The 23,234-nt window shown below is 56.0% G+C and carries 24 protein-coding genes; 12 read left to right on the forward strand and 12 right to left on the reverse strand.

What is annotated here, in order from left to right:
* Positions 1 to 20: 20 nt before the first annotated feature.
* Positions 21 to 407: a hypothetical protein gene (locus H6F59_RS09865; protein ID WP_242021371.1), complete on the reverse strand. Its 387-nt coding sequence runs from the start codon at positions 405 to 407 to the stop codon at positions 21 to 23.
* A 246-nt stretch (positions 408 to 653) separates the two neighbouring features.
* On the opposite strand from H6F59_RS09865, the gene H6F59_RS09870 reads away from it, so the two are divergent.
* Together H6F59_RS09870 and H6F59_RS09875 are read left to right on the forward strand one after the other, a co-directional pair.
* Positions 654 to 1,712, forward strand: a complete 1,059-nt coding sequence (locus H6F59_RS09870; RefSeq protein ID WP_190698361.1) for a ParM/StbA family protein — start codon at positions 654 to 656, stop codon at positions 1,710 to 1,712.
* Entirely contained in the window at positions 1,694 to 2,032 is a 339-nt protein-coding gene (locus H6F59_RS09875) for a hypothetical protein (RefSeq protein ID WP_190698364.1), read from the forward strand. Before H6F59_RS09870 ends, H6F59_RS09875 begins: the two co-directional genes overlap by 19 nt.
* Positions 2,033 to 2,344: 312 nt before the next feature.
* Here H6F59_RS09875 and H6F59_RS09880 read toward each other — a convergent pair whose 3' ends face one another.
* Positions 2,345 to 3,787: an HNH endonuclease gene (locus H6F59_RS09880; RefSeq protein WP_190698367.1), complete on the reverse strand. Its 1,443-nt coding sequence runs from the start codon at positions 3,785 to 3,787 to the stop codon at positions 2,345 to 2,347.
* A gap of 359 nt (positions 3,788 to 4,146) precedes the next feature.
* On the opposite strand from H6F59_RS09880, the gene bchI reads away from it, so the two are divergent.
* Positions 4,147 to 5,253 (forward strand): magnesium chelatase ATPase subunit I, encoded by a 1,107-nt coding sequence (gene bchI, locus H6F59_RS09885; protein ID WP_190523043.1) that lies wholly within the window; start codon positions 4,147 to 4,149, stop codon positions 5,251 to 5,253.
* Between the two features lie 8 nt (positions 5,254 to 5,261).
* On the forward strand, positions 5,262 to 5,762 hold the full coding sequence (gene ruvC / locus H6F59_RS09890; protein ID WP_190698370.1) for a crossover junction endodeoxyribonuclease RuvC: 501 nt from the start codon (positions 5,262 to 5,264) through the stop codon (positions 5,760 to 5,762).
* Between the two features lie 49 nt (positions 5,763 to 5,811).
* Here ruvC and H6F59_RS09895 read toward each other — a convergent pair whose 3' ends face one another.
* Positions 5,812 to 6,318, reverse strand: a complete 507-nt coding sequence (locus H6F59_RS09895) for an N-acetyltransferase (protein ID WP_190698373.1) — start codon at positions 6,316 to 6,318, stop codon at positions 5,812 to 5,814.
* 126 nt (positions 6,319 to 6,444) lie between these two features.
* Between H6F59_RS09895 and H6F59_RS09900 the strand changes: the two genes are divergently transcribed.
* The 4 genes from H6F59_RS09900 to H6F59_RS09915 all read left to right on the forward strand — a co-directional run bounded on the left by H6F59_RS09900 (position 6,445) and on the right by H6F59_RS09915 (position 10,547).
* Positions 6,445 to 7,314, forward strand: coding sequence for a class I SAM-dependent methyltransferase (locus H6F59_RS09900; RefSeq protein ID WP_190698376.1), 870 nt, complete (start codon positions 6,445 to 6,447; stop codon positions 7,312 to 7,314).
* Positions 7,315 to 7,335: 21 nt separating this feature from the next.
* Complete coding sequence (locus tag H6F59_RS09905; protein ID WP_190698378.1) at positions 7,336 to 7,869, forward strand: GNAT family N-acetyltransferase; 534 nt, start codon at positions 7,336 to 7,338, stop codon at positions 7,867 to 7,869.
* Positions 7,870 to 8,035: 166 nt separating this feature from the next.
* Positions 8,036 to 9,931, forward strand: coding sequence for a GTPase family protein (locus H6F59_RS09910; protein ID WP_190698381.1), 1,896 nt, complete (start codon positions 8,036 to 8,038; stop codon positions 9,929 to 9,931).
* Between the two features lie 97 nt (positions 9,932 to 10,028).
* On the forward strand, positions 10,029 to 10,547 hold the full coding sequence (locus H6F59_RS09915) for an NADPH-dependent FMN reductase (protein ID WP_190698384.1): 519 nt from the start codon (positions 10,029 to 10,031) through the stop codon (positions 10,545 to 10,547).
* 105 nt (positions 10,548 to 10,652) lie between these two features.
* On the opposite strand, the gene H6F59_RS09920 is transcribed toward H6F59_RS09915, so the two are convergent.
* Complete coding sequence (locus tag H6F59_RS09920; protein ID WP_190698387.1) at positions 10,653 to 13,181, reverse strand: ligase-associated DNA damage response DEXH box helicase; 2,529 nt, start codon at positions 13,179 to 13,181, stop codon at positions 10,653 to 10,655.
* 197 nt (positions 13,182 to 13,378) lie between these two features.
* On the opposite strand from H6F59_RS09920, the gene H6F59_RS09925 reads away from it, so the two are divergent.
* Positions 13,379 to 13,825: a hypothetical protein gene (locus H6F59_RS09925; protein ID WP_190698390.1), complete on the forward strand. Its 447-nt coding sequence runs from the start codon at positions 13,379 to 13,381 to the stop codon at positions 13,823 to 13,825.
* Positions 13,826 to 14,059: 234 nt separating this feature from the next.
* The gene (locus H6F59_RS09930; protein ID WP_190698395.1) at positions 14,060 to 15,772 is read left to right on the forward strand and encodes an SUMF1/EgtB/PvdO family nonheme iron enzyme; all 1,713 of its coding nucleotides are present in this window, start codon (positions 14,060 to 14,062) and stop codon (positions 15,770 to 15,772) included.
* A gap of 107 nt (positions 15,773 to 15,879) precedes the next feature.
* Here the strand turns inward: H6F59_RS09930 and H6F59_RS09935 are convergent, their stop codons facing one another.
* Together H6F59_RS09935 and H6F59_RS09940 are read right to left on the reverse strand one after the other, a co-directional pair.
* On the reverse strand, positions 15,880 to 16,761 hold the full coding sequence (locus H6F59_RS09935) for an S-methyl-5'-thioadenosine phosphorylase (RefSeq protein ID WP_190698398.1): 882 nt from the start codon (positions 16,759 to 16,761) through the stop codon (positions 15,880 to 15,882).
* 5 nt (positions 16,762 to 16,766) lie between these two features.
* The gene (locus tag H6F59_RS09940; RefSeq protein ID WP_190698401.1) at positions 16,767 to 17,636 is read right to left on the reverse strand and encodes a Tab2/Atab2 family RNA-binding protein; all 870 of its coding nucleotides are present in this window, start codon (positions 17,634 to 17,636) and stop codon (positions 16,767 to 16,769) included.
* A 316-nt stretch (positions 17,637 to 17,952) separates the two neighbouring features.
* Here H6F59_RS09940 and H6F59_RS09945 point away from each other — a divergent pair, with 316 nt between their 5' ends.
* Both H6F59_RS09945 and H6F59_RS09950 read left to right on the forward strand, forming a co-directional pair.
* Complete coding sequence (locus H6F59_RS09945; RefSeq protein WP_190698404.1) at positions 17,953 to 19,239, forward strand: D-Ala-D-Ala carboxypeptidase family metallohydrolase; 1,287 nt, start codon at positions 17,953 to 17,955, stop codon at positions 19,237 to 19,239.
* A gap of 165 nt (positions 19,240 to 19,404) precedes the next feature.
* A complete protein-coding gene (locus tag H6F59_RS09950; RefSeq protein ID WP_190523066.1) occupies positions 19,405 to 19,650 on the forward strand; it encodes a hypothetical protein in 246 nt (81 codons plus the stop codon).
* 19 nt (positions 19,651 to 19,669) lie between these two features.
* On the opposite strand, the gene H6F59_RS09955 is transcribed toward H6F59_RS09950, so the two are convergent.
* From H6F59_RS09955 to H6F59_RS09980, 6 genes are all read right to left on the reverse strand, one after another.
* Positions 19,670 to 21,052 carry a 16S rRNA (cytosine(967)-C(5))-methyltransferase gene (locus H6F59_RS09955; RefSeq protein WP_190698407.1) on the reverse strand — a complete coding sequence of 461 codons (1,383 nt, stop codon included), beginning with the start codon at positions 21,050 to 21,052 and terminating at the stop codon, positions 19,670 to 19,672.
* A gap of 13 nt (positions 21,053 to 21,065) precedes the next feature.
* Complete coding sequence (locus H6F59_RS09960) at positions 21,066 to 21,254, reverse strand: hypothetical protein (protein WP_190523070.1); 189 nt, start codon at positions 21,252 to 21,254, stop codon at positions 21,066 to 21,068.
* 17 nt (positions 21,255 to 21,271) lie between these two features.
* Complete coding sequence (gene petN / locus H6F59_RS26725) at positions 21,272 to 21,361, reverse strand: cytochrome b6-f complex subunit PetN (protein ID WP_190523072.1); 90 nt, start codon at positions 21,359 to 21,361, stop codon at positions 21,272 to 21,274.
* Positions 21,362 to 21,475: 114 nt separating this feature from the next.
* Entirely contained in the window at positions 21,476 to 22,513 is a 1,038-nt protein-coding gene (locus H6F59_RS09970) for an agmatinase family protein (protein WP_190698409.1), read from the reverse strand.
* Between the two features lie 16 nt (positions 22,514 to 22,529).
* Positions 22,530 to 22,868 carry a DUF86 domain-containing protein gene (locus H6F59_RS09975; RefSeq protein ID WP_190698412.1) on the reverse strand — a complete coding sequence of 113 codons (339 nt, stop codon included), beginning with the start codon at positions 22,866 to 22,868 and terminating at the stop codon, positions 22,530 to 22,532.
* Positions 22,840 to 23,172: a nucleotidyltransferase family protein gene (locus H6F59_RS09980; RefSeq protein ID WP_190698415.1), complete on the reverse strand. Its 333-nt coding sequence runs from the start codon at positions 23,170 to 23,172 to the stop codon at positions 22,840 to 22,842. The genes H6F59_RS09975 and H6F59_RS09980 overlap by 29 nt, the downstream gene beginning before the upstream one ends.
* Between the last annotated feature and the right edge of the window lie 62 nt (positions 23,173 to 23,234).

The following is a 23,234-nucleotide window of genomic DNA, read 5'->3' on the forward strand; positions in this document are numbered from 1 at the left end:
TAGTATCCCTAACCGCTCCGCTAAATTCGCACGATCGAGAGGGTCAGTTCTTCGTCGTTGTCTTCTAAATAGGTGTCAAAGAAAAAGGCGCAAAGGGTAGCGGTCTCCACCACCTCCATAACCAAGGCGTCGTCATAGCCGTTGAGCGATACCCAGGTGGCATTCACCAGCACGTTGGTTTTTTGGTTGATTACCCGACCGCCGTAGATCCACAGCAGCACTACCGGCTCATTGCGCAGAGTATCGGCTCCATAGCCAGAGCCCGAGCGAATTTTGACAATATTAGTGCCCGGCTCTAGTTGTACCGAGACTCCGGTTCGCTGCAGCGCCTCCATTTGCTCAGGGCCGAACTGAAAGCAGTTGCGCTGACTGTGGACCGTTAGGTCTGTGACTGTGCACCCATCCATAAACCCGGGTCTCCATCCAACGAGTTTGCTACTTAGAGACTGTAGGGCGATCGCCCTGAGCCCAAACAAAGATCCCACAAATTTTAAGGAATGCCTACCCGCCTAGACTCCTGAATTTGCCCTTGTCAAAACAGTACAAGTGAACTATTGTTAGTTCATGCGTACTTATGGGTACAACCGTTCCCAACTTTATTGTGACGGTAGCCTAACGCACCGCTGCCCTGATATCCCCCACGAGAGTTTCCTATGACCACGACTACCGCCCCCCGCAGCCGCTCCGCCGCTGGTGCGTCTCGGTCTTCGGCCAAGGCTCGCGGCACCCAGGCGGCCAGCGCCACCACCCCGGTGCTTGCCCTCGATGCCGGCAACTACGACCTCAAATTTTTTGCCGGCAGTGGCCACCCCAAGGCCATTCGCTCGGTGCGCTACCAGCTGCCCCTGGGGCGCGATGCTGTCAGTTTCTCAGAAGCCTCTCCCCTGATCGAGCTGCCCGATGGTCGCCGCTACCACTTTGGAGCCCAGGCCTACAAATATCGCCGCCAGCAGCAAACCGTCATCGAAAATAAGGTGGAACTGGCCAAACTACATCTCTATGCCTGCCTTGAGCCCCTAGCCGGCAACGTAGCCGACTACAACCTCAACCTCCATGTCTCTACCCCGGATCCGGCCCGCAATGGGGAAGATATTCAGGCTCAGCTGCTCGGTGTCCACGAGTTCATTCGCAACGACGTTGAGTTTCGCGTCAAGGTCGAATCGGTGGAGGTGGGCCGTGAGGGCATGGGGTCCTACCACTATGCTAAGGCCCAGGGCATTATCCCCGGCCAGGGCTACACCATTGTGGTCGATATTGGCGGCGGCACCTGGCTCACCCGCCTGGTCGATGCCGACGGCGAAGTCATTGACGAAAACATCATGGATCGCGGCGGCACCTACGAATTGGCCACCGCCATCAGCTTTGACCACCGCCTCACCGACCTCTTGGGCAGCAGCGCCGACCCCTGCATCGTTATGGATGGCTTTCGCACGGACCATGTCTACGCCGATACAGGCTTAGCCTGGGCTGACTGGCTCGATGAGTATTTAGACCCGTGGTTTAAGGGCATCTTTCAAACCGTGAAAGCCCAATACACCCCCTATATGCCCAGGGTGACGCGCTTTTTGGTGACCGGTGGTGGCTCCCACCTAATTGCCGATCGCCTGCAAGGGCACGATCTGTTCGCCGTCATGGGCGATCCTCAATTTGCTAACGTTCGCGGCTTGTTCTTGATGACCGGGGATACCCAACTATGCATGACCACCAAATAACCCAGCCCGTCCCCAACTCGGGTCGCCCAACCCGCCCCGACAATAAGGTTCGCCTCAGTCAGGATGTGCTCGAAAAAGCCGAGCTTATTGCTGCTGAGTGGGGGCTTAAGAACGCCCGCGCTGCTGTAGAGGCGGTGTTTCGCCGCTATTGCGACGACTACCTCTACGGTCGCCCTTCTGAAGCGGGAGACCGTTCTGCCGCTCGGGAAACTGCTCTGCCCAACTATGGTGAAGCACAACCTGCTCCGACCAGGCGATCGCTTCCAGCTCCACCTAAGTGTGAAGCGCTAGATGCATTAGATCAGCTCTTGGCACTTTAAAGTTATTGGAACGCTGGCAAAAACTTAGTTCACTCATCGGGTGCGTCAATGGTCTACATGACGCACCTTTTTCTGTTTAGTGTAATGGTCTGCCGCAATGTCTCCGTTGGTGCCCTGGTAAGTTGTGCTAGGCAGATGGGAGTAGATGTCCTAACAGGGCTTTGAGAAGATAGTATGAGCAAAACTTAAAATTTGTAGCGCATCTTGCGCTCATCAATCTTCACAATTAAGGTCTGCCAATTATTTTTTCTCACCGCTGACTGGTTGCAGCAAATTTGTACATAGTGGGTAAGAATATTAGTTTGCTTGTGGTTACATGTTCTTGCACTTACTACAAAAGATTTCATAATGCTTGCTGAGAGCGCTTCGGTCTGGTACTGCATTTTGATTCTGAGGTAAAGTCAGCTTTTGATTGGCTAAGTCTCGATAACAGGTACTGATAAGCTCGGGGGAAATCACTACATTGTAGGTGTCTGGTTGAATCGATATTAGATGCAGATCAAACAGAGTATGTATGTCAGCCCTGAGCGGTAACCCATTTGTTGGGTGATTAGTTTCAGGCCCTAAATATGGAATTATATGTGCCGCTTCAATAGCTGGCTCTGCATCACAGTTGGTTATTGGGCACCGGCCACCGTAGTTTTTTAATAACTCACGCCGAAATTTAGATTGCCCTTGTCTTTGTACAATGGAAGCAGTTATTCGCTGCCTGGCATCTTCAACAGTTCCAACATCAAAATATCCTAGAGCCTCAATTCTCTGACGCTCAGCAGCCAGTTCAGGTTGATCGAGGTTTTGGTTGACTGAATTCACAAAAGATTCTGACGTTGGAACACTCCATACTTTAACTAAGCCACCATCTTCAGTAAACGCAGTTGCATCACCACTAACCAGTAATTTTCCATCGGGACTAAAATTCATGCTGGTCGGCCACATGAAATCTAAGTATTGCAACTTTTTATGGCTTCTTAGGTCCCAGATTTCTATTCCACTATGCATTTCAAAAGCTAGAAGTTGACCAGTAGGGTTGATTGAAAAACATCTAATATATTCAGATTGCTCAGCAAAACTTTTCTGTAATTCACCAGTCCGTACACTCCAGAATTTAATGCCACCGCCACCACTACTAACTAGACTGTCACCAGTTGGAGTGAAGGCGACTGTGCCAACATTGCTGGAGTGTCCTTCTAATACATGTAACTGTTTACCTGATTTAACATTCCACAATCTAACAGTGCGGTCATTACTTCCACTAGCTAGGATTTGACCATCAGGACTGAAGGCAAGGGTATTTACTCTAAGATCATGTCCTACAAACGTTCGAATTAATTCCCTGTTATCAATACTCCAAAGATAGATTGTTGTTTTTTGTCCGTCAGCAGTTTTGTATTTGCTTTCTCCACCACTTGCAAGAAACTTGCTATCAGGACTAAATGCAACTGAATGAATTGGATCTTTGCGTTTGGCAAGCGTGCAAATTAAGTTTTTTGTTTCTAGATCCCATAAGCCAACAGTTTTATCAAAACTGCCACTAGCTAACGTTTTATTGTCAGGGCTGAGGCTAAGAGAAAGGATGGTTTCTGTGTGTCCTTCAAGAACGGATTCTAGTTCTTGAGTATCCAAGTTCCAGAAAAGAATTTTGTGACCACTAACACTAGCTATCATTCCGTCAGAAGTAATCGGAACTTCGTAAATCCAACTGGAATGACCTCTTAACTCAGCTACACATTCCCAAGCTTGGTGTGAACTAGGCATAGTGTCTAGATGATGATTATCTTTGAAAGCAAACTCTAGCAACTCCCACACTTATGCTTGGTAAAGCTAACCGATAATTTATAGGGAAGTTTTTTACCTAATCCACTGCTACAAAGTTATCAGGGGCAGGAAATCAGTATAACTATCTCTTACCTTTGGCCCCAAGCGCTCAAATTCTCTTTAGCTCCAGCCTCCTCTACAGAGCTGATGAGTTAGCATCTACACCAGCCATCGCGGTCATACCGTAGCCAGTAGATGGTGAGGATCGCTCTTTTACATCGTGCTCAGCCAAAGGAGCGCAGGTACTGTGGCACAATGGAAGACACTCTTAAATTTTGCCGTCATCTTTTGAAACGCCTGTGAATTCTACTGTTGCGACCCCCTCGGCCACCTTTGCCCCCGCTCGCCGCGCGGTATTTCCCTTCACCGCCGTGATTGGCCAAGACGACATGAAGCTGGCCCTGCTGCTCAACGTCATCGACCCCAAAATTGGCGGGGTGATGATCATGGGCGATCGTGGCACCGGCAAATCCACCACCATTCGCGCCCTGGCTGACCTGCTGCCCGAGATCGAGGTCGTGGCTGACGACCCCTTCAGCCGTTCGCCCCAGGATCGCGACGTGTGGGCCGAGCGCGGTACCGATGACCTGCCCGTGGCGCACAAGAAAGTGCCCATGGTTGACCTGCCCCTGGGAGCGACCGAAGACCGAGTTTGCGGCACCATCGACATCGAAAAAGCATTGTCTGAGGGCGTCAAAGCTTTTGAGCCGGGTTTGCTGGCCAAGGCCAATCGCGGCATTCTCTATGTAGACGAGGTCAACCTACTCGACGACCACCTCGTCGACGTGCTGCTCGACTCCGCCGCCTCGGGCTGGAACACTGTAGAGCGCGAAGGCATTTCCATTCGCCACCCGGCCCAATTTGTGCTGGTGGGCTCCGGCAACCCCGAAGAAGGCGAACTGCGGCCCCAGCTGCTCGATCGCTTTGGCATGCACGCCGAAATTCGCACTGTGCGCGACCCCGAGCTGCGGGTGCAGATTGTGGAGCAGCGCTCTGAGTTTGACCAAGATCCCGCTGCCTACCTGACCAAGCATCAGGCCGAGCAGGAAGCGCTCCAGGTCAAATTGGTGGAGGCGCAGCAGCGGCTGGCCTCGGTCAACCTCGACTACGAAGACCGGGTGCGCATTTCCGAAGTGTGCTCAGAGCTAGATGTGGACGGGCTGCGGGGCGACATCGTTACTAACCGGGCGGCTAAGGCGATCGCCGCCTACGAGGGCCGTACTGAAGTCACCCTCGATGACATCAAGCGGGTGATTGTGCTCTGCCTGCGCCACCGTCTGCGCAAAGATCCTCTAGAGAGCATCGACTCGGGCTATAAGGTCGAGAAGGTGTTCTGCAAAGTGTTTGGTCTGGCCGACCCCGATGAAGCAGCAGTCAACGGTCGCCAGCCCGTGGGGGCGCGGTAAGCATTACTGTGGGTCAGCGCATTCTCGGGCTTGACCCAGGGTTAGCCATTCTGGGGTTTGGGGTAATCGACGGGGCCGATCTCTCGGCCCCCGCTGCCTCTGGCACCCATGCCGAGGCAGCAGTGGTCGATTTTGGCGTGATTGAAACCCCGGCTAAAACTCCGGTGGGCGATCGCCTTTGCACCATCTACACCGATCTGCACAGTCTGCTAGAGCTGTACAAGCCGGATTTGGTGGCGATCGAGAAGTTCTTTTTTTACCGCATGGGCAACACCATTTTGGTCGCCCAGGCGCGGGGGGTGGTGATGCTGGTGCTAGCTCAGCACAGCATGCCCTTTGTGGAGTTCACCCCGGCCCAGGTGAAGCAGGCGCTGACGGGCTACGGCAATGCCGATAAGTCTGAGGTGCAGCAGGCAGTGGCCCGAGAACTGAACCTAGAGCGCATCCCCCGTCCTGACGATGCGGCAGATGGGCTGGCGTTGGCGCTAGCGGCTTGGTATCAGCGTTAAGACGTATCTAAATTCTTCGCTTCTCGTAACTGGCCAGCGGTTGGCAGCATTAAGGAATCTCGCTAGCGGCTGAGCCTAACTCCTTCTTCAGCAGAATGGCCTCAGGGTAATAGCCGAGAGATTGATATAGCGCCTGCGCTACCTGATTGTCGCTAAACACTTGCAAGCTAATCTGCCTGTGCCCCTGCTGCTGCGCCCACTGGTGAGCCACCGCGAGTAGAGCCGTGGCGATGCCGCGCCGCCGATGCTCGCGGGCGACGTAGAGCATCAGCACGTAGGGATGCAGAACGCCGCTGCGCTGATCGGTCGCTTGCCCTAGCCAGATCGCCCCTACCGGGGCAGCGGGAGAACCAGCGGTAGACTCCACATCTACCCACCAGAGGGGCGTGTCTCGACCGAGGTAGCGATCGACTGTGGCGGCAATGTGGCCCGTAGGCTGGTGGGGGTCAAACTCGCTGTAGGTGCGCTTCATGAATTTGACCACGGTGGCGCGATCGTGGGTAGAGCCTACCCGCAGGCTGTAACCCGGTAACACAAAGAATTGCTCAGCTGTCATGTCCCTCCATTGGTGCAATGCAAACGACGCAACGCGAATACACCTGGCTCATCCTACTTTTTTCTGGCCAGAGAGAAACGAACTTGCTAGGCTGAGGGGAAGTTTGCGCGGCGTTGATATTGACCTATGGCAACTCAGTCTAAAACCCTGTTTGAGCAGTTCTTCGCGCCGATCTTTTCGCACCTGGTCGATCGCGATGCCCTGCTGCGGCTGCGCGACAGCATTGATTGGGAAACCGGGGTGAACCAGTTCACCAATCCCCAGGTGGTGTACCCCAACTACTACAAGGTCAGCAACTTTCACGGCATTAAGAACGGCTACCTGAATGTCGATGCCGCCCTCACCTACGACCCCATTACCCAATACGTGCTGCCCCCTGGCGAAAATTGGGTGCGAGAGAGCCTGGTCAAAGCCGTTGGGGGCGAGCCTCGGCGGATTTTAGACCTGGGCTGTGGCACGGGCACTACCACGCTGATGCTGAAGCGCCGCTTTCCCAATGCCGAGGTGATGGGCCTCGACCTGTCGCCTCAAATGCTGGTGATGGCCGACTACAAGGCTAAAGCGGCGGCAGTGGATGTGACATTTCGCCACGGCAACGCCATGGCCACGGGGCTACCCGCCGCATCCTTTGATATGGTGTGCGCCACGCTGCTGTTCCACGAGACGCCCCCGGCGGTGGCTAAAACCATCCTCTCAGAAGCGTTTCGACTGCTGACGCCCGGTGGGCAAATGCTGGTGCTCGACGGCAACCAGCGCACCCTGCGGGCCAGCGACTGGCTCAGCACCATTTTTGAGGAACCCTTTATTCGCGACTATGGCCAGGGCAATGTCGATGCCTGGTTGGGCTACGCCGGTTTCGAGCAGGTGCGCACGGAGGATGTGTTTTGGCTCAACCAGCTGAGCTGTGGCCGCAAGCCGCTGCCGGTAGCGGAGCGCATAGAGCAACCAGAGGGCGATCGCCAGTCCGATGACCTTCCCCTGCCTCAGCCCGCTTAGCTCATTCAGCCCGCTGAAACCATGACCCAGGTTCTGCACACTGAGCGCCTGATGCTGCGGCCCAGCACTATGGCCGACCTTGACGTGGTGCATGCGTTGTGGACTGAGCCAGACATACAGCGATTTCTCTTTGACGATCGCACCCTTTCCCGGCAGGAGGCCAGCGACTTTTTGGCGGCCAGCGATGAGAGTTTTACCCAGCAGGGCTACGGGCTGTGGCTGTTGTTTGAGCGATTGGGAGAGGCAACCGCTCCCTCAGACCCATCCCTAACTATTGCCGGGTTCTCTGGGCTAATCGCCGTTCCCGATGAGCCACCCAGCCTGGTCTTTGGCACCCGACCTCAGCTTTGGGGCCGAGGCTACGCCACGGAATCAACGGCGGCAGTTTTGCGCTACGTCTTTGATGAGCTGGGGCTGGAACAAGTGGTGGCTGATGTGGATGAGCCAAATACGGCATCCATCCGTGTGCTAGAGCGTCTGGGAATGGTGCAGACGAGGCGAGCGATAGTGAATGACCGCCCTCTGCTCTACTACACTCTGCAACCTACCCAATAATCTCCAGATGTTGATTTGAGATAGCCTTTAGCCTCCGGTTCTATCCTGAACTATTAGAAAAGCCAGGTGGGAATCCCTACGCTCTAACTAACGTTTAGTGATTTGTGACCTGGGTTTTAGCCCACCCTGCTTACACTAAAGACGTTGGATAGGTAGGCATAGGGCAATGGTGCGACTTCAACCCTGGCAGTGGGCGGTGCTGGCGCTGCCTTTAGTGGCGATCGCGGGATTCATTCTAACCGCAGCAGGCGCGCAAATTCACGCCTGGAAGCTGAACTGGATCTGGGGCGTGATCGTTCTCATGCTGGTGCTATGGCGGGGATTGCTGGCCCGCTGGACTAAGCCCGTCTTTAAGCAGGTAGAAGAAGCCCTAGAGCAGGTTCAGCAGGAGCTGGATGAGGTGACCGAATCAGAAACCCCAGTCGGTATTCCTAACGTCGGCTCCGCTGCTGCGGCACTGGAGGATATTCTCGTTGCCGCCCAGCAAGACCCACCCCTGTGGGAAGACTGGAACCCCTTTTGGGAGCGCTGCCGCGAGGTGGTGACGGCAGTGGCCCAGGCCCACCATCCTGGCGTGAAATATCCCCTGCTCAACATCTATCTGCCCGATGCTTATGGCCTGCTGCGGGGCACCGTAGACGACGTCGATCGCTGGATTGATACTCTAACTCCGGTACTGGGCCAGGTGACCGTGGGTCAAGCGGTGCAGGGCTACGAGGTCTACCGCCAGGTCGAACCCTCGGCCCGCAAGCTGTGGCAAGCCTGGAACTGGGCGCAGTGGTTGATCAACCCCGCCGCCGCTGCCGCTCGCACCCTGAGCGAGCCCACCAACGCCCTGGCCAACCAGCAGCTTTTGGGCAATTTAAATGCGCTGTTGCGAGAAGCCACCCTGCGGAACCTGTACCGCCAGTCGGTAGCGCTCTACAGCGGTGAACTGCCGACCCTGCCTGGCCCTCAAAAGCCGCTGCCTACGGCCCAGACTCAGACCCTGCGAGAGATTCTTGACCAGGCCGAGTCAATGGAGCAGGTGGCCGAAAAGCCCGTCAACATTTTGCTGGTGGGGCGTACCGGGGCGGGCAAGAGCAGCGTGATCAACACGCTGTTTAACAGCGATCGCGCCGAGGTTGATGTGCTGCCCAGCACCGATACCATCAGCACCTACCGCTGGCAGGGCGACGCGGGCGAAACTCTCACTCTATGGGATTCTCCGGGCTACGAGCAGGTGAATCGCACCGACTACCGCGACCAGCTGCTCGACTGCGCCCGCGAGGCCGACCTGCTGCTGCTGGTCACCCCCGCCCTTGACCCGGCCCTGCAAATGGATGCCGATCTGCTGCGCGATATGCGCGAGGAGGTGCCCGATCTGCCCGCCATTACGGCCCTAACCCAGGTGGATCGGCTGCGACCCCTACGGGAGTGGCAGCCCCCCTACGACTGGCAGTGGGGCAGTCGCCCTAAGGAAGTCTCTATCCGCGAAGCTACTCGCTACCGGCAAGAGCAGCTAGGGGAATTGTGCGATCGCATCATGCCTTTGGTCACTCGCAATGCTGAGCGCTCCGGGTGGAATGTCGAGGCCCTATCCACCGCATTAGTTGAGCTGATTGACCCCGCCAAAGAACTGCGGCTGGCCCGGTTTTTGCGCGATCGCGAAACCAAGATCACGGCTTCGGCCCGTTTGATCAATCGCTACCGCCTGCAAATGAGCACCACCCAAGGGGTGACCGCCTTTCTCAAAAGCCCGGTGCTAAAGTTTCTCGCCACCCTCACCACCGGCTCCCCGGCTCTGGCCTACCTACTAGCCGAGCAAATTCCAGTCGAGCAGCTGCCTGTGGTGCTAGGCAAGCTCCAGCTCGCCTACGACCTGTTTAAGGTGATTGGCCCTGACAAGGTCCAGTTAGACCTACTCACCCTCTGGCCGCTGCTGCTCGACCACAACGACCAGCCCGATCGCGCCGCCTGGGCCTTCGGCCACGCCATGGTTGAATATTGGAGCCAGGGGCTGGCGATCGCTGACACCCGCCAGCGAGTTGAACATTACCTGGGGCAATATGATAGTCGTTGAAACCCCTCTAATCCTCCTGCCGATGGGCTTAAAACGCGCCGGTTGTCTTTAGCATCGGTGAAGCCATCGGTCCTGCCCCCATCATCCTCCGAGAACAATGCTGATCTTATCTGCCACCAACGGCACCAATCTCGAACTAGCCCGCGCCTTTGAATCTGAAGCAACTACCAGGGGCCTATCCGTAGAGATAATTAGCCTCCCCGATCTACACCTGCCGCTCTATGACTCCCTTGGGGGCAGCAGTGCTGAGGAGGGCCTGAGCAAGCTGGCCCAAGCCATGCGGCAGCACAAGAGCCTAGTCATTTGCGCGCCCGAGTACAACGGCTCCATTCCCCCGGTGCTGACCAACGCGATCGCCTGGCTCTCGGTCAGCACCGACGACTTTCGGGCATTGTTCAACTCGCGGCCTGTGGCCCTGGCTACCCACAGCGGCGGCGGTGGGCAAAAGGTCATGCTGGCCATTCGGCAGCAGCTTTCGCACCTGGGCTGCACGGTGCTGGGACGAGAGGTGTTGAGTACTTCCCAAAAGGCGGCTAACCCCGAGGCGATCGCCGCCCTCGTCAGCCAGCTCGCCGCCCTCGAATCCGCCTATGAAGGCATCCCAGCACAAGGCTAAGCGCATTCAGGCGAAACGTCACGGATGGCAAAAGAACGAGAGTTCAGCACAAAAAGCGAATGATACGTTCTTTGATCTTGGCTTTCTCGTTCTTTTACTATCCCCTCACTTCCTATCCCACTGCTCTTTCATTCGCTGAATGCGCTCCAGCAGCGTCTCGTTTGACATGCGTGAATTTAGCCGCTCCACCAGCAGCGGAAAGGCTAAGGGTGAGGGGCGTTTGGTGTCTTTCCACACGACCGATCGCTGGTCTAGCCGACTGAGCGTTTTTGCCAACCGGTGCGTCTCTAGCTGGTCTTGCAGCACCTCCCGCTCCGCCTGCTTGAGCAGCAGATTGTCTGGCTCGTATTTGGTGAACACCTCATAGAGCAGCGATGTGCTCACCTGAAGCTGGCTCGACGTTTTGCGCGACCCCGGATAGCCCTTAAACACTAGCCCTGCCACCTGGGCCACACCGCGAAACTTGCGCTGGGTCAGCTCTGAAATATTGAGACTGGCGCGAATATCGTCCTCCAAATTCTCTAGGCTAAAGAAGTCGCTAGAGAACAAATCTTGGTAGGGATACCCTTTGGGGCCAAGAATTTCAAAGCCGTAGTCGTTGACCGAAATCGTAAAGGTTGCCGTTTTTTGCTTGGCGAATCGATAGCCCCAGAGAAACCCTAGTCCCTCATGGACGAAACGGCCCTCAAAGGGGAACACATAGAGGTGTTGTCCCTCCCGTGTTTTGCAGCTTTCTACTAACAATTCATCGGCGGTTGGCAGCGTAGAAAGACGCTGCTGAGCTTCGAGAATGGGGGTAATGGTGAGAATTTCGTCGTTGGCGAGGGCAATGTCGTGGTCAACGGTTACGGATGGTGCATTGCTGTGCGAATGCACCCTACGATTATCATCGTTGTCGGCGAGAAAGGATCGCACCCGCTCCACCTCGCGGCGCAAATGGTGGCTGAGTGTGTCCGAAATCGCCAGCTGGCCACCGCCCCACGTGGGCGTCACCGTCGATTTTTTGCGGGTGCCTTTGACGTAGAGCACCATGTCTTTCATTTGAAAGTATTCCAGCTGCCGCCCGCCGAAAAAGAACACATCCCCCTGCTTCAGCCGGGATACAAAAGATTCTTCGACGGTGCCAATCTCTTTGCGGTTGGTGTAAACAATCTTGACCGGCGTGTTGGAGGTAATAGTGCCAATGCCCATGCGGTGAATGCGAGCCAGTTTCGCATCGCTTACTTTGAAAAGCCTATCTTCTCGCACCACTTTTTTGTATCGAGGATAGGCCCCCAGACACTGACCACCGTTTTCAATAAAATCCAAAATCCACTGGTATTCTTCGTCAGTGAGGTCAGCATAGGCAACGGTTTGGCGCAAATTTTCCAGGGTCTTTTGCGGCTCAAAGCCATCGCCACAGGCGAGGGTGACGAGATGCTGCACCAGCACGTCGTAGGGCTTGTACTGGGGGCGGCGGGTTTCCATGTCGCCCATCTCTAGCCCCCGGCGAAAGGCCGAGATTTCGAGCAATTCCAAAGCATTAGTCGGCAAAAAGAACACCTCCGAAGTACCTTCCGGCACGTGGGCGCTGCGCCCCGCTCGCTGCAACAGCCGTGCCAGATTCTTCGCGCTACCGATTTGCACGACCCGCTCCACCGGCTGAAAATCGACGCCCAGATCCAGCGATGACGTACACACTACCCACTTGATATCGCCAGACTTGACCCCCGCCTCGATCGCCTCCCGCTCTTTTACATTGATCGAGCCGTGGTGCAGAGCAATGCGACCGGCCTCCTCTGGCAGGGCAAAGTTCAACGCCTGGTACCACCGCTCTGACTGGTTGCGGGTATTAGTAAAAATCAGGGTAGATTTCTCAATATCCAACGCCTCCACCAGAGTTTCAAACATGCGCAGGCCTAGGTGTCCTGCCCAGGGAAACGTATCCACCGACTCAGGGCGAATGCTTTTGATTACCGTGTCGCGCTTCAGATTTGAGCGAATGATTACGGGCTCTGTGCTAAGACCCACAGCGGTTTGAGCCGCTTCTTCTAAATTTCCTAAGGTGGCCGAGATCGCCCAGGTGCGCAGGGTAGGTTGGAGCGATCGCAGATACCCCAAACACAGCTCTGCCTGAGTGCCCCGCTTCGAACTCATCAGCTCGTGCCACTCGTCCAACACCACCGCCTGCAAATTGCTAAACCGCTTAGCCCCGTCTTTGTACGACAGCATCACCGCCAGCGATTCCGGCGTGGTGATCAGGATATTGGGCATGTTCTTGAGCTGCTTGGTCTTGCGCGCGGAACTGGTATCCCCCGTGCGCGACTCGACGGTAATGCCCCAGCCCATGGCCTCGATCGGGGCTTTGATTGCCTGCTCAATGTCCCGCGATAGGGCGCGCAGAGGGGTGATGTAGAGCAGTTGTAAGCCTGTGGTGGGGGTGGCGATCATTTCAGCGATCGCTCCCATTACCGCTGCATAGGTTTTACCCGACCCGGTGGGTACCTGCACTAGCCCGCTACGTCCATCGAGATAAGCTGCCCAGGTTTCAGCTTGAAAGGTGAGGGGTTGCCAGTCACGGGTGGCGAAGTACTGGGCAATAGGGACAAGGCGTGGGTCAGATGTCACAGGGCTATTGAGTGGAGATATTGGCATCATCCCAGTGTAAAGGGGGATAGCTGCTCAGACTATTGCAGGAACAATTGCCTTAGCACTCAGGAATGTTTAATGTATCAACTTTGACCTTACTTCATAAGGTTCTTTGAATTCTTGAGAGATCAGCCATCAACCAAAGGGAATAATGATTATTCAATAAGACAAGCCTCAATCGTTTTAAGGGGAGAAAATAAAGCATGTTTGACTATATAAAGATTGCAGAAAATGCTATCAGATCTATGCAAAAAGAATCGAATTCTGCGCCAGGTAAACCCCCTATATTTTGGAAAGGTATATTTATGACGGTGGAAGAAGCTGGGGCTGTAGTCAGGGCCTTGGAGACGCAAAAGGCTAAATATGCTAAACGCTATCGAAATACAGAGACTGGGTCAAGAATTACGGAAATTGCCTTTGACGGAACGGTTAAAGTATTGGATGCTACTGCAAAAGGGCTGAAAGCTAATCCTCTTACTGCTCTTGCTGGCTTAGTTGTAGGCGGCGTAGAGCAGAATGTTGAGGCATTAGGTGAAACAGTTTCCCACGGCATTGATGGCATCAACCAACAACGCAATTCTTCTCGGATTGCCGATATAGAAAACTGTATTAATGCACTTAATGAATTAATTAAAGAATCTATTGATTAAGTCTAAGAAGAGAGATTTTTGTTGGCAACAGTTGATTTCTGAATGTATCTAATCTCTGAAGTGGTGTCCCAGATGTTAGATAAGGGGTCTCACCCCTTATCTAACTGTTAAAGATTCATGTTGTAAGGCCTACTGTGTAATGAATTGAATAACGCTGCTGGAACTGGAATCTTTTGGTTGCCGTCTATCATCCTAGCTACCAGGTGTGCATTCTACTTTTGGCAGCTAACTCCTATGACTAATGCCAAGTCTATTTTCATCTCTTATCGTCGGCTAACTAGCATCGACATCACAGGGCGAATATATGACCGTTTAGTAGCTCATTTTGGCGAAAACAGCGTCTTTAAGGATATCGATTCAATTCCTTTTGGGGTGAATTTCCGTCACTATTTAGAGCAAGAGGTTAGCCATTGCCCCGTGCTGCTAGCAATCATTGACCCCCAGTGGTTAAGGGTTGCCGATGCCCACGGTAAGCCTAAATTGGCGAACCCCTCCGACTGGGTACGGGTGGAAATTGAGGCGGCTCTGCGACGCGATCGCCTCGTCATTCCGGTGCTGGTAAACGGGGCCACGCTTCCCGAAGATGCTGCCCTGCCCGAGGGGCTAAGGGGTTTAGTGCATCGCCAGAGCGCGGTGGTGCGCTGCGACCCCGACTTTCACCGCGATCTGGATCGGCTGATTCATCGCATTGAAGGCGTATTTAATAGTTTGGCTGTGATTAGTTCCCCGTCCTCGCCGCCGCCGCTTTCCAGCCCGATCAATCAGCAGACTGCTGCCCTGGCCACCGCTAATAAACCCGCTCAAGTGTCTAGCGCTCGGCCCATGGGGCGAAGACGTTGGCTACGCATGGCGGGTCTAGGGCTACTAGGCGGCGGCACGGCGATGGCGGTGCGTCAGCAGGTGCCAGCCCTACAGACCCTAGCCCCTGGGGATATTTCCCAGGCCATGCCCAGCCTGGCCACTCTACCCGATCGCCTTCAACAAGCCCTAGAGCAAGGGGAAGGCCCTACTGCGGAGCCACCAGACTTAGAACCCTCTGGTGTGGAGCCTCCTCTGGAACCTTCCGAGGTCGCGACTCCTGACCCAGAGGTGCCTACCCTTGAGGTAGCGGATTCGGGTGAGCTGTACAGCTATGAATCGGTGAGTGTCGACGAGTTTGGCATGGGGCGATCGCAGATTAAATTTTCCACCCCATCCCACAAAGCCCTGCGGTTAGAAACTCCGATTGGCCCGGTAACCCTGCGGCTGGTGTCAATTGTAGGGGGCCAGTTTGTGCTGGGTGCCCCCGACACCGAGCTGGGCCACGACCCCTCGCAGCCGCCCCAAACCATTGCCGCCGTAGATTCGTTTTGGATGAGTGTGCACCCCATCACCCAAGGGCAGTGGCGGGCGGTGGCGCTGCTGCCCACTGTCAACCGAGAACTCGACCCTAACCCGGCCTACTTCACCGGCAACGATCGCCCGGTAGAGCAGGTGTCCTGGCAGGATGCGGTAGAGTTTTGCGATCGGCTCAACCAGCTGATCGAAACTCATCCCGATCAGCCCGGTCTGCGGCGCTACCGCCTGCCCACCGAGACCGAGTGGGAATACGCCTGCCGCGCCAAAACCACCACTCCCTTCCACACAGGTCAAACCCTCACCACCGACTTGGCCAACTACAACGGCACCAAACCCTACTGCCAAGAACCAGTCGGTCAGTTTCGCGGCACCACTACAGCCGTTGGGGCCTTTGGTAAAGCCAACGACTTTGGCCTCTACGACATGCACGGCAACGTGCTGGAATGGTGCTCCCCCAACCGGGACGCATCCTCCAATGATGCCTGGCGAGTGGTGCGTGGTGGCTCATGGCAAAGCCCACCGCAGCAGTGCCGCTCAGCCCATCGAGCGGGCCTTAAGGCCGATACCCGCAGCAATGAGGTCGGCTTTCGCATTGTGGGTGAAGGGTGAGGGGCATTCAATGTAAGGGATGGAAAAGCAGGTTTACGGTACAAGGTGTAGGGCCTAAGGCTTGCCGTAGACCCTACACCCTGCACCCTTTGCCTATTCCCCTAAATCTACTGAGGCAAGTACTTCTTCAGCAGCAGGCTAAGTTTGTCAAGGGTTGCGGCAGGGGCCTTGTCGAAGGGGGTGATGATGGCGTACTTCAGCGCTGAGTGGGCTTCCGACTCGGGTGGATTGGCGGCAATGCGATTTACCACTTCGCGAATTACCCGCTGGGCGTTGACGGCGTTCTTTTGCAGATTGCCGATTACCATCTCAACGGTGACGCTGTCGTGGTCAGGGTGCCAGCAATCGTAGTCGGTGACTAGGGCCAGGGTGGCGTAGGCGATCTCGGCCTCGCGGGCCAGTTTGGCCTCGGGTAGGTTGGTCATGCCGATGATGGTCGCGCCCCAGCTGCGGTACAGCTCTGACTCGGCCTTGGTGGAGAAGGCAGGCCCCTCCATGCAGACGTAGGTGCCGCCTCGGTGCAGATCAACATCGGGCAGCTCTAGGCTTTCTACAGCATCGGCCAGCACCTTTGCCAGGGCTGGGCATACTGGGTCACCAAAGGTAATGTGGCCCACTAGCCCCTCGCCAAAAAAGGTGTTGACTCGGTTGCGGGTGCGATCGATAAATTGGTCGGGCACTACCATATCCAGCGGCTTGGCAGCTTCTTTGAGCGAACCGACGGCGGAGGCGGAGATGAGGTACTCCACCCCAAGGGATTTCATCGCGTAGATGTTGGCGCGAAAGGGTAGCTCAGTGGGCATGAGGGTGTGGCCGCGCCCGTGGCGAGCCAAAAACGCCACGCGAGTGCCATCCAATGTGCCCAGAATGATGGCGTCGGAGGGGCTGCCAAAGGGGGTGTCAACGAGAACTTCTTCGATGTCGGTGAGGGCTTCCATTTGGTAGAGGCCGCTGCCGCCGATGATGCCAATCTGTGCCTGTGCCGCCATGGTAGTTACTGTCTAGTGCTGGACTGCATTATCATACCCGGCTGTTGCAAGAGCCAGAGGCCGGTGCTGGTCATGCCTGAGTCGTCCGGGCGCACTAGCAGAAAGTGGAGACCTTGGCTCTCGCGTTTGCGCTGCTCAAAGCGTTGACCTGCGGCGGTAACGTCAGGGTCGCTGAAGGTGGTGAAGACCCAGCGATCGCACAACCCTGCATCCAAAATCAGTCCATCCGGTTCTCCCCGCACGTAACTCAGCCAGGCGGGATTGTTAGCCTGAATCCACTGGGCCAGGGCCATCGCTTGTCGTCCGGCATCCACTACAATCCCAGGAATTGGCGTAGTGCTAGCTAAGCCCAAACCGGAGGGCATTAAGCTCGGCGGCAGGTGGCGTAGGGGAATAGGTTCGTAGGGCAGGGTTTGCTCAAAGTCGTAGGCGGATAGCGCCGTGAAACCCCAGCGATCGCCCCATAGATTTTCCGGCAGCGGCACAGGGGGTGGCGACTCGATGTGCAGCGGGTTGTAGGGAATGGGGACGGCATTGGGTTGGGTGGAATACCATTTGGCCCGCTGCTGAAGCCACTGGTGCAGGGTAGCGGTGTGGCGGGTCGATTCGACCGCAATTCCCAGCGACTCACAGCTCACGGTTAGCAGCGACAGCGCCTGGGGCCGAAACACCTGAATTTTCTCGGGGTGGCTACCGGCTTTTTCTAACGCAATGCCTATTTGCTCACTCACCCAGGCCTTGTTCACCGCCGATTGAGCAGTCATAGCCCCGTAGCTGAAAACAAAATCGTCGCTGCACAGCAGAATTTCCCAAAGGGGTTCGCCGCTGGGGCTGGTCAGGGGCGGGCGGTGGAGATCGGCTTGCCAGACAGTCATGGTGGGTATCTGGCCGCTACGGGCTCAGCGCAGGGGCTTACATTTTAAGGCGTGGGACTGAAGTCAGGCAGCAGGGTTGAAACAACCAGCGGCAGTCTCAGCATAGGGGAGAAGGCTAACTTTACCTTACCTAAATTGGGTGGGTGACTCGTTGATGAATGGTTGAACCGGCAAAGGTGCCGCGCTCAACCTGAAACTGGAGGTTAGTAGGCTCAGTCTGTAGAGACCATCGACTCGCACCCTTCCCTGGGCAGATGGCCTGGGGTTAAAAAATGGTGCTATATGATTGAGCCGTGGCGAGAGTGGGGAATGCAGGGTGAATCAAGTCTTACGCGTCAACCGAGCTACGGCGCTGGTGCTGAGGCCGGAGCCGCCAGGGCAGTTGGCTGCTAATGAGCAGGTAGCGATCGCCGCTGGCAGCGTCTATCCGCTGCAATCTTACGCCTATGCCGACGTTGACGGCGGGTTTAACGGCCACATCAAAGTGGCCTTTCGCGACAGCGCCCCCGGTGGGTTTAACACCTGGTTTGTGCCCAGTCGCAATACCCAGGTAGAGTCGGATGGCGTTGTGGTCTACCCCCAGGAAGACCAGGAGGGCATGCCCGTGCTGTGGATTAACACCAGCACCCTGCTAAAGCGCCGCCCCCTCGACTCGGCTCTGCTCAACCCCAGCGAAACTGTAGCCGTGGATCGGGGCCAATCCTACAACCTGCACTCCTACGCCTTTGCCGATAGCCAGGGCAACTTTAACAATCACATCAAAATTGCCATTCGCAACCCCGAAGACTTTGTCAATGGGCTGAGCACCTGGTTTGTGTATACTCCCCACGCCTTTGTCACCCTCGACAACGATGTGGTGTTTCCGCGCCCAGACTCCAACGCCTTTGTCCTGCGCGTGACTGCTAACACTCTGTTTAAGCGTCGCCCGGTCGACAATAGCCAACTGGCTCCTAACGAGCGAGCCACCGCCTCGCCAGGCACAACTATCGTGCTCAGCAGCTACGCTTTTGCCGATGCCCAGGGGTCGTTTAACGGCCACATTCGCTTTGCGATTAAGTATGTCAAAGACGACATCAATGGGTTGAATACCTGGTATGTGTTCCAGGGCCATGCGCGGGTCGAGCGGGCCGGAGTGGTTGTGTATCCACCTCCGACGGCACCGGCGCCGCCCCAGTATGTGGGCCGTCCCTTTCGCCTACCGGGCAATACGTCGACGTTCTACACCGACCAGCCTATTATTCCCGGAGGCAGCTTTACCTGGGGAGAAGCCACGCGGGAGGCCACGCGCATTCCTGAAACCCAGGCGATCGTTGACAACATTATCGGCCTAGCTCGGGCACTCGAGACAGCACGCGATCGCCTCAACCGCCCCTTTCAAATCACCTCCTGGTATCGTCCCCCAGCGGTGAACGCGGCGGTGGGTGGAGCGACTCGAAGCCAGCATCTTTTCGGCCGCGCCGCCGATATTCAGGTGCAGGGGCTCAGCGGTCGCCAAGTAGCCAACGCGCTGATGCTGAGCTGGCCTGGGGGTATGGGTATCTACGGCAATATCCCCAACATCATTCACCTCGATACCGGCCCCAAACGCACCTGGGGATTTTAGAGCTAGTGCTTGACTGAGAATACAACGTGCCATACTGACCTCCCAAGGGAGCTATATCTGCAGTCCATATTGCTCAGAGCCACGGTTGAAATGGACCGGTGCCTGCAACGGATTGCGATCGCTGGTTATGATAAAAGCGATTAAATTGATGTTTGCTAGATTGCTATGCCTCAGCCCAAACATACCCAGGCCCACCTGTCGCGCACGGTGCCCAAAGACCAGTCTGAATTCTTCAAAAAGCGCACCCGTGATTCGATGGAGTACTACATGGGTGCGAAGCTGCTAGAGGTGGGGGTGAACCCAAAAAATACTGTCTATCGCTGGACTTCGGAGATTAAGGGCAGCCAAGAAGTGATTACTGTGAGCGCCTACTGGGGCGATTCGCGCGAAAAGCTTGAGGCGTCAGAATAACGGTTTTTTGAAGGGCATATTAAGCCTGCTGGAGCTTCACCATAAAGAACCCATCCATGTTTTGGCGGTGGGGCCAGACGCGCACCCAACCAGCGGAGGCAACCTCTAGCTCGTCCCCAAAGTCGGGTGCTGGCGGCTGCACCTGCCAGGTGGGATAGGCGCGGCAAAATGATTCAATCACCGCCTCATTTTCGGCGGGGTGTAGCGTGCAGGTGGCATAAACCAGAGTGCCGCCGGGTTTGACGCAGTAGGCAGCTTCGGATAGCAGAGCGCTTTGCAGTTCGGCTAGCGTCGCTATGCTGTCTGAATTTTGTCGCCAGCGAGCGTCGGCGTGGCGGTGCAGGGTGCCCAGCCCCGAGCAGGGGGCATCGACCAAGACTCGGTCGGCCTGACCGTGAAACTGAGCTAAGTCAGTGCTGTCGCCCGCGTGGGTGTGCAGGTTGGTAAGGCTCAAACGGGTGGCATTGGCGGTAATCTTTTTGAGGCGGGAGGGGGCGCGATCGCAGGCCCACACCTTGCCACCTTCCCCCACTATCTCTGCCATCTGGGTCGCCTTACCCCCCGGTGCTGCACACACATCCAGTACCGTCTCTCCGGGTTGCGGATCGAGCAGTAGCCCCACTAGCTGGGCACTGGCATCCTGCACGCTCCACCAGCCGGCTTCATAGCCGGGCAGGTTGGTGAGGGCTCCCTGGTGGTTCACCAGGCGCAGCCCCCAGGGAACACCGGGGATAGGTTCTACTGCAATATCTGCGGCGGCAAAGGCAGTTTTCACTGCTTCGACCGTGGCCTGCTGGCGGTTGACCCGCAGGTCGATGGAGGGCACCTGGTTAAACCACTGGCAGAGCTGATCGGTTTCTTCCGCGCCAAGTTGGTCGAGCCATAGAGCGATGAGCCAGTCGGGGTAGCTGTGACAAATGCCCAGGGCGATCGCCGAGTCATCGGGCAGGGCTAGGGGGTCGGTGCCGCCTTCCGACTGGCGCAGGTACTGGCGCAGCAGGCCATTTACTACCCCAGAAAGCTTACCTAACCCGTTCGCCTTGGCTAGATCAACGCTGGTATTCACCGCCGCCGAGTTGGGCACGGCGGTTAGATAGCGCAATTGATAAAGCCCCAGATGCAGCACAAGGCGCAGCACTGGGGGCTGTTTGTCCGCTGGGCGACTGCCCAGCTGATCGATGAGAGCGTCTAGGGTTCGCTGGCGGCGAACGATGCCATAGACCAGCTCAGTGGCAAAGGCGCGTTCGGCGGAGCGTTCCCCTGGGGAATCACTTTCGCTCAACTTGGCCTGACCCAATGTGCGGTGTAGGGCTACATCGGCGTAGGCCCCAGCTTGCACCTGAAGCAGCACGTTTAAGGCCAGTTGCCGTGCCCCAGAAGGTGCAGCAGCCCGAGTAGTCACGATTTTAGCCAAGCTAAGATTTTGCGCGCCGTTTGGAGGTCTGCCGATCGCGCTTGGCGGTCTGCTCGTCGTTTTTGCGGCGGCGGCGATCGCGCCAGTCGGCGGCGGTTAGATAGGCCACGCCGCCGGTTACGACGACCATTAGCACCAGGGCAATGGTGGCCAAAATGCTAAAAGCTTGAGCTTGTACAGTTGCTTCCATAGCTATAGACGCTGGGTTTAGAAACCGTTGCGACCCCAGACCACCATCGACAAAGAAAAGGTAAAGACGACCAGTAGTGAAACCCAGCCGAACGACAGAATGTCCATAGGTGCTTTCTTAAGACTCAAAACAACACAGCTACTTTTATCATAATGCCACGGCGTTTCCTCGCTTAAACATCTTGCTGCTCTGGGAAGCCAAGATTTCTGCTGGAAACCCGTCTATAGCCCCATCAAACAGCACAGCTTGTAGACGGCCCTAGCGCCCACATTGCCGTCCCACTCGCCGTCGCCCACTTCACAGAGGTCAAAGCCGACGATCTGCCGCCCGCTGCGCACCACCTGGCGCAGCAGACAAAATACCTCTTCCAGCTCTAGCCCGCCAGGAACAGGGGTACCGGTGCTGGGGCAGAGCTTGGGGTCGAGACCATCGGCGTCGAAGCTGACGTAGACTTTCTCGGGCAGAGCCGCCACGATCGCCTCGCACTGCTGCATCCAGGGGATGCCCCGATAGGTATTTTCCTTCACCACCGAGTCGTAGTGGGTGACAACGCGCCCCTCAGACTGTTTGATCAGCGCCACCTCGTCGTGGCACAGGTCGCGAATACCCACCTGCACCAGCTTGCTCACCTGGGGCAGCTTCAGCAGGTTGTACATAATTGACGCGTGGGAGTAGCGAAAGCCCTGGTAGCCGTGGCGCAGGTCGGCGTGGGCGTCGATGTGCAGCACGCCAAAGTCAGGGTGGCGCTCGGCCAGAGCCTGTAGGTAACCCAGGGGCACGCTGTGGTCGCCACCAATCACTCCTACCCGCTTGCCCTGGTCGAGAGCGGCGGCGGTCTGGGCGTAAAGCCAGCCGGTCATCTGTTCGCAGGCGTAGTTGACGTTGTCTAAATCGGTTTGAAGCAGGGGCTGGGTAGCGATCGCCACGCCCTCCTCCGTCGCTTGAATGACGCGATTTGCCGCTTCTCGCACCTGCTGATTGAGCTCGTACAAATGCTGGGGAATCGGCGGCATGAAGATGCCTTGGCGCCAGCCCTCGGGATTGTCGCGATCGTATAGATCGAGCTGGGGAGACGCTTCTAGCACCCGCTGGGGACCCTGAGCGGTGCCTTGGTGGTACGACACCGTTGCTTCCCAGGGCACGCCGAAGATGATAATGCCCGCTGTGTCGTAGTCGCAGGGCAGGCCGTAGAGGTTGCCGTTGTCGAGGCCGACACCACTGGGGTCGAAGGTTTGCAAATTGGCAGTTGAGGTAGTCATCGCAACGTGATTCTTCTCACTTTTCGGGAGGGATATGTACCTTTAATTCTTCAATTAAGGGAGGAATTTCTGATTGAACTACTTCCCAAACAATATCGAGGTTAATATCATCGTAACCATGAACTAAGCGATTTCGCATACCGTTGATTTCTTGCCAAGAAATATTGGGCAAGTTTTGTCGAGTTGTCTCTGAGACACGTCTTGCCGCTTCAGCAATTACTAAAATCCTGCGAATGACCGCATCTTGGAGTTGAATATCCGCCACAAAATCGGTCTTTGAATATCGACCGATGTAAGCCACTATCAGCTCCGCTGACTGAAGCATGTCAAGCAGGAATTGAAGATCCCGTTGCATAAATTACTTGGGCGGAGGAGAGAATAGCTTGGCGCCGTAGGTAATTGCGACTAGTTTCTATCCCTTGACGCGTAATCAGATCAACTCTTCTAGAGAATAGAACCGTCAGTTCTGCTTCCATCTGGTCGAGGGTGCAAAAGGTTGGATGAGCCGCTGGGCGAAATTGCACCATCACATCGACATCGCTGCCACCGTGAAAGTCATCGCGGAGAACAGAGCCAAACAAGGAAAACTCACTAACTTGCCAGCGATCGCAAAATTCAGCAATTTGTTCTATTGGTACTTCGATCTGAGCAACAACCACGCTAGCTTAACCTGGGAACGGCAACCTACACTGCTCTGTAGAAAGGAGATAGGAGATTGGCA

The organism is Nodosilinea sp. FACHB-141 (assembly GCF_014696135.1).
In the GTDB taxonomy this organism is placed as follows: domain Bacteria; phylum Cyanobacteriota; class Cyanobacteriia; order Phormidesmidales; family Phormidesmidaceae; genus Nodosilinea.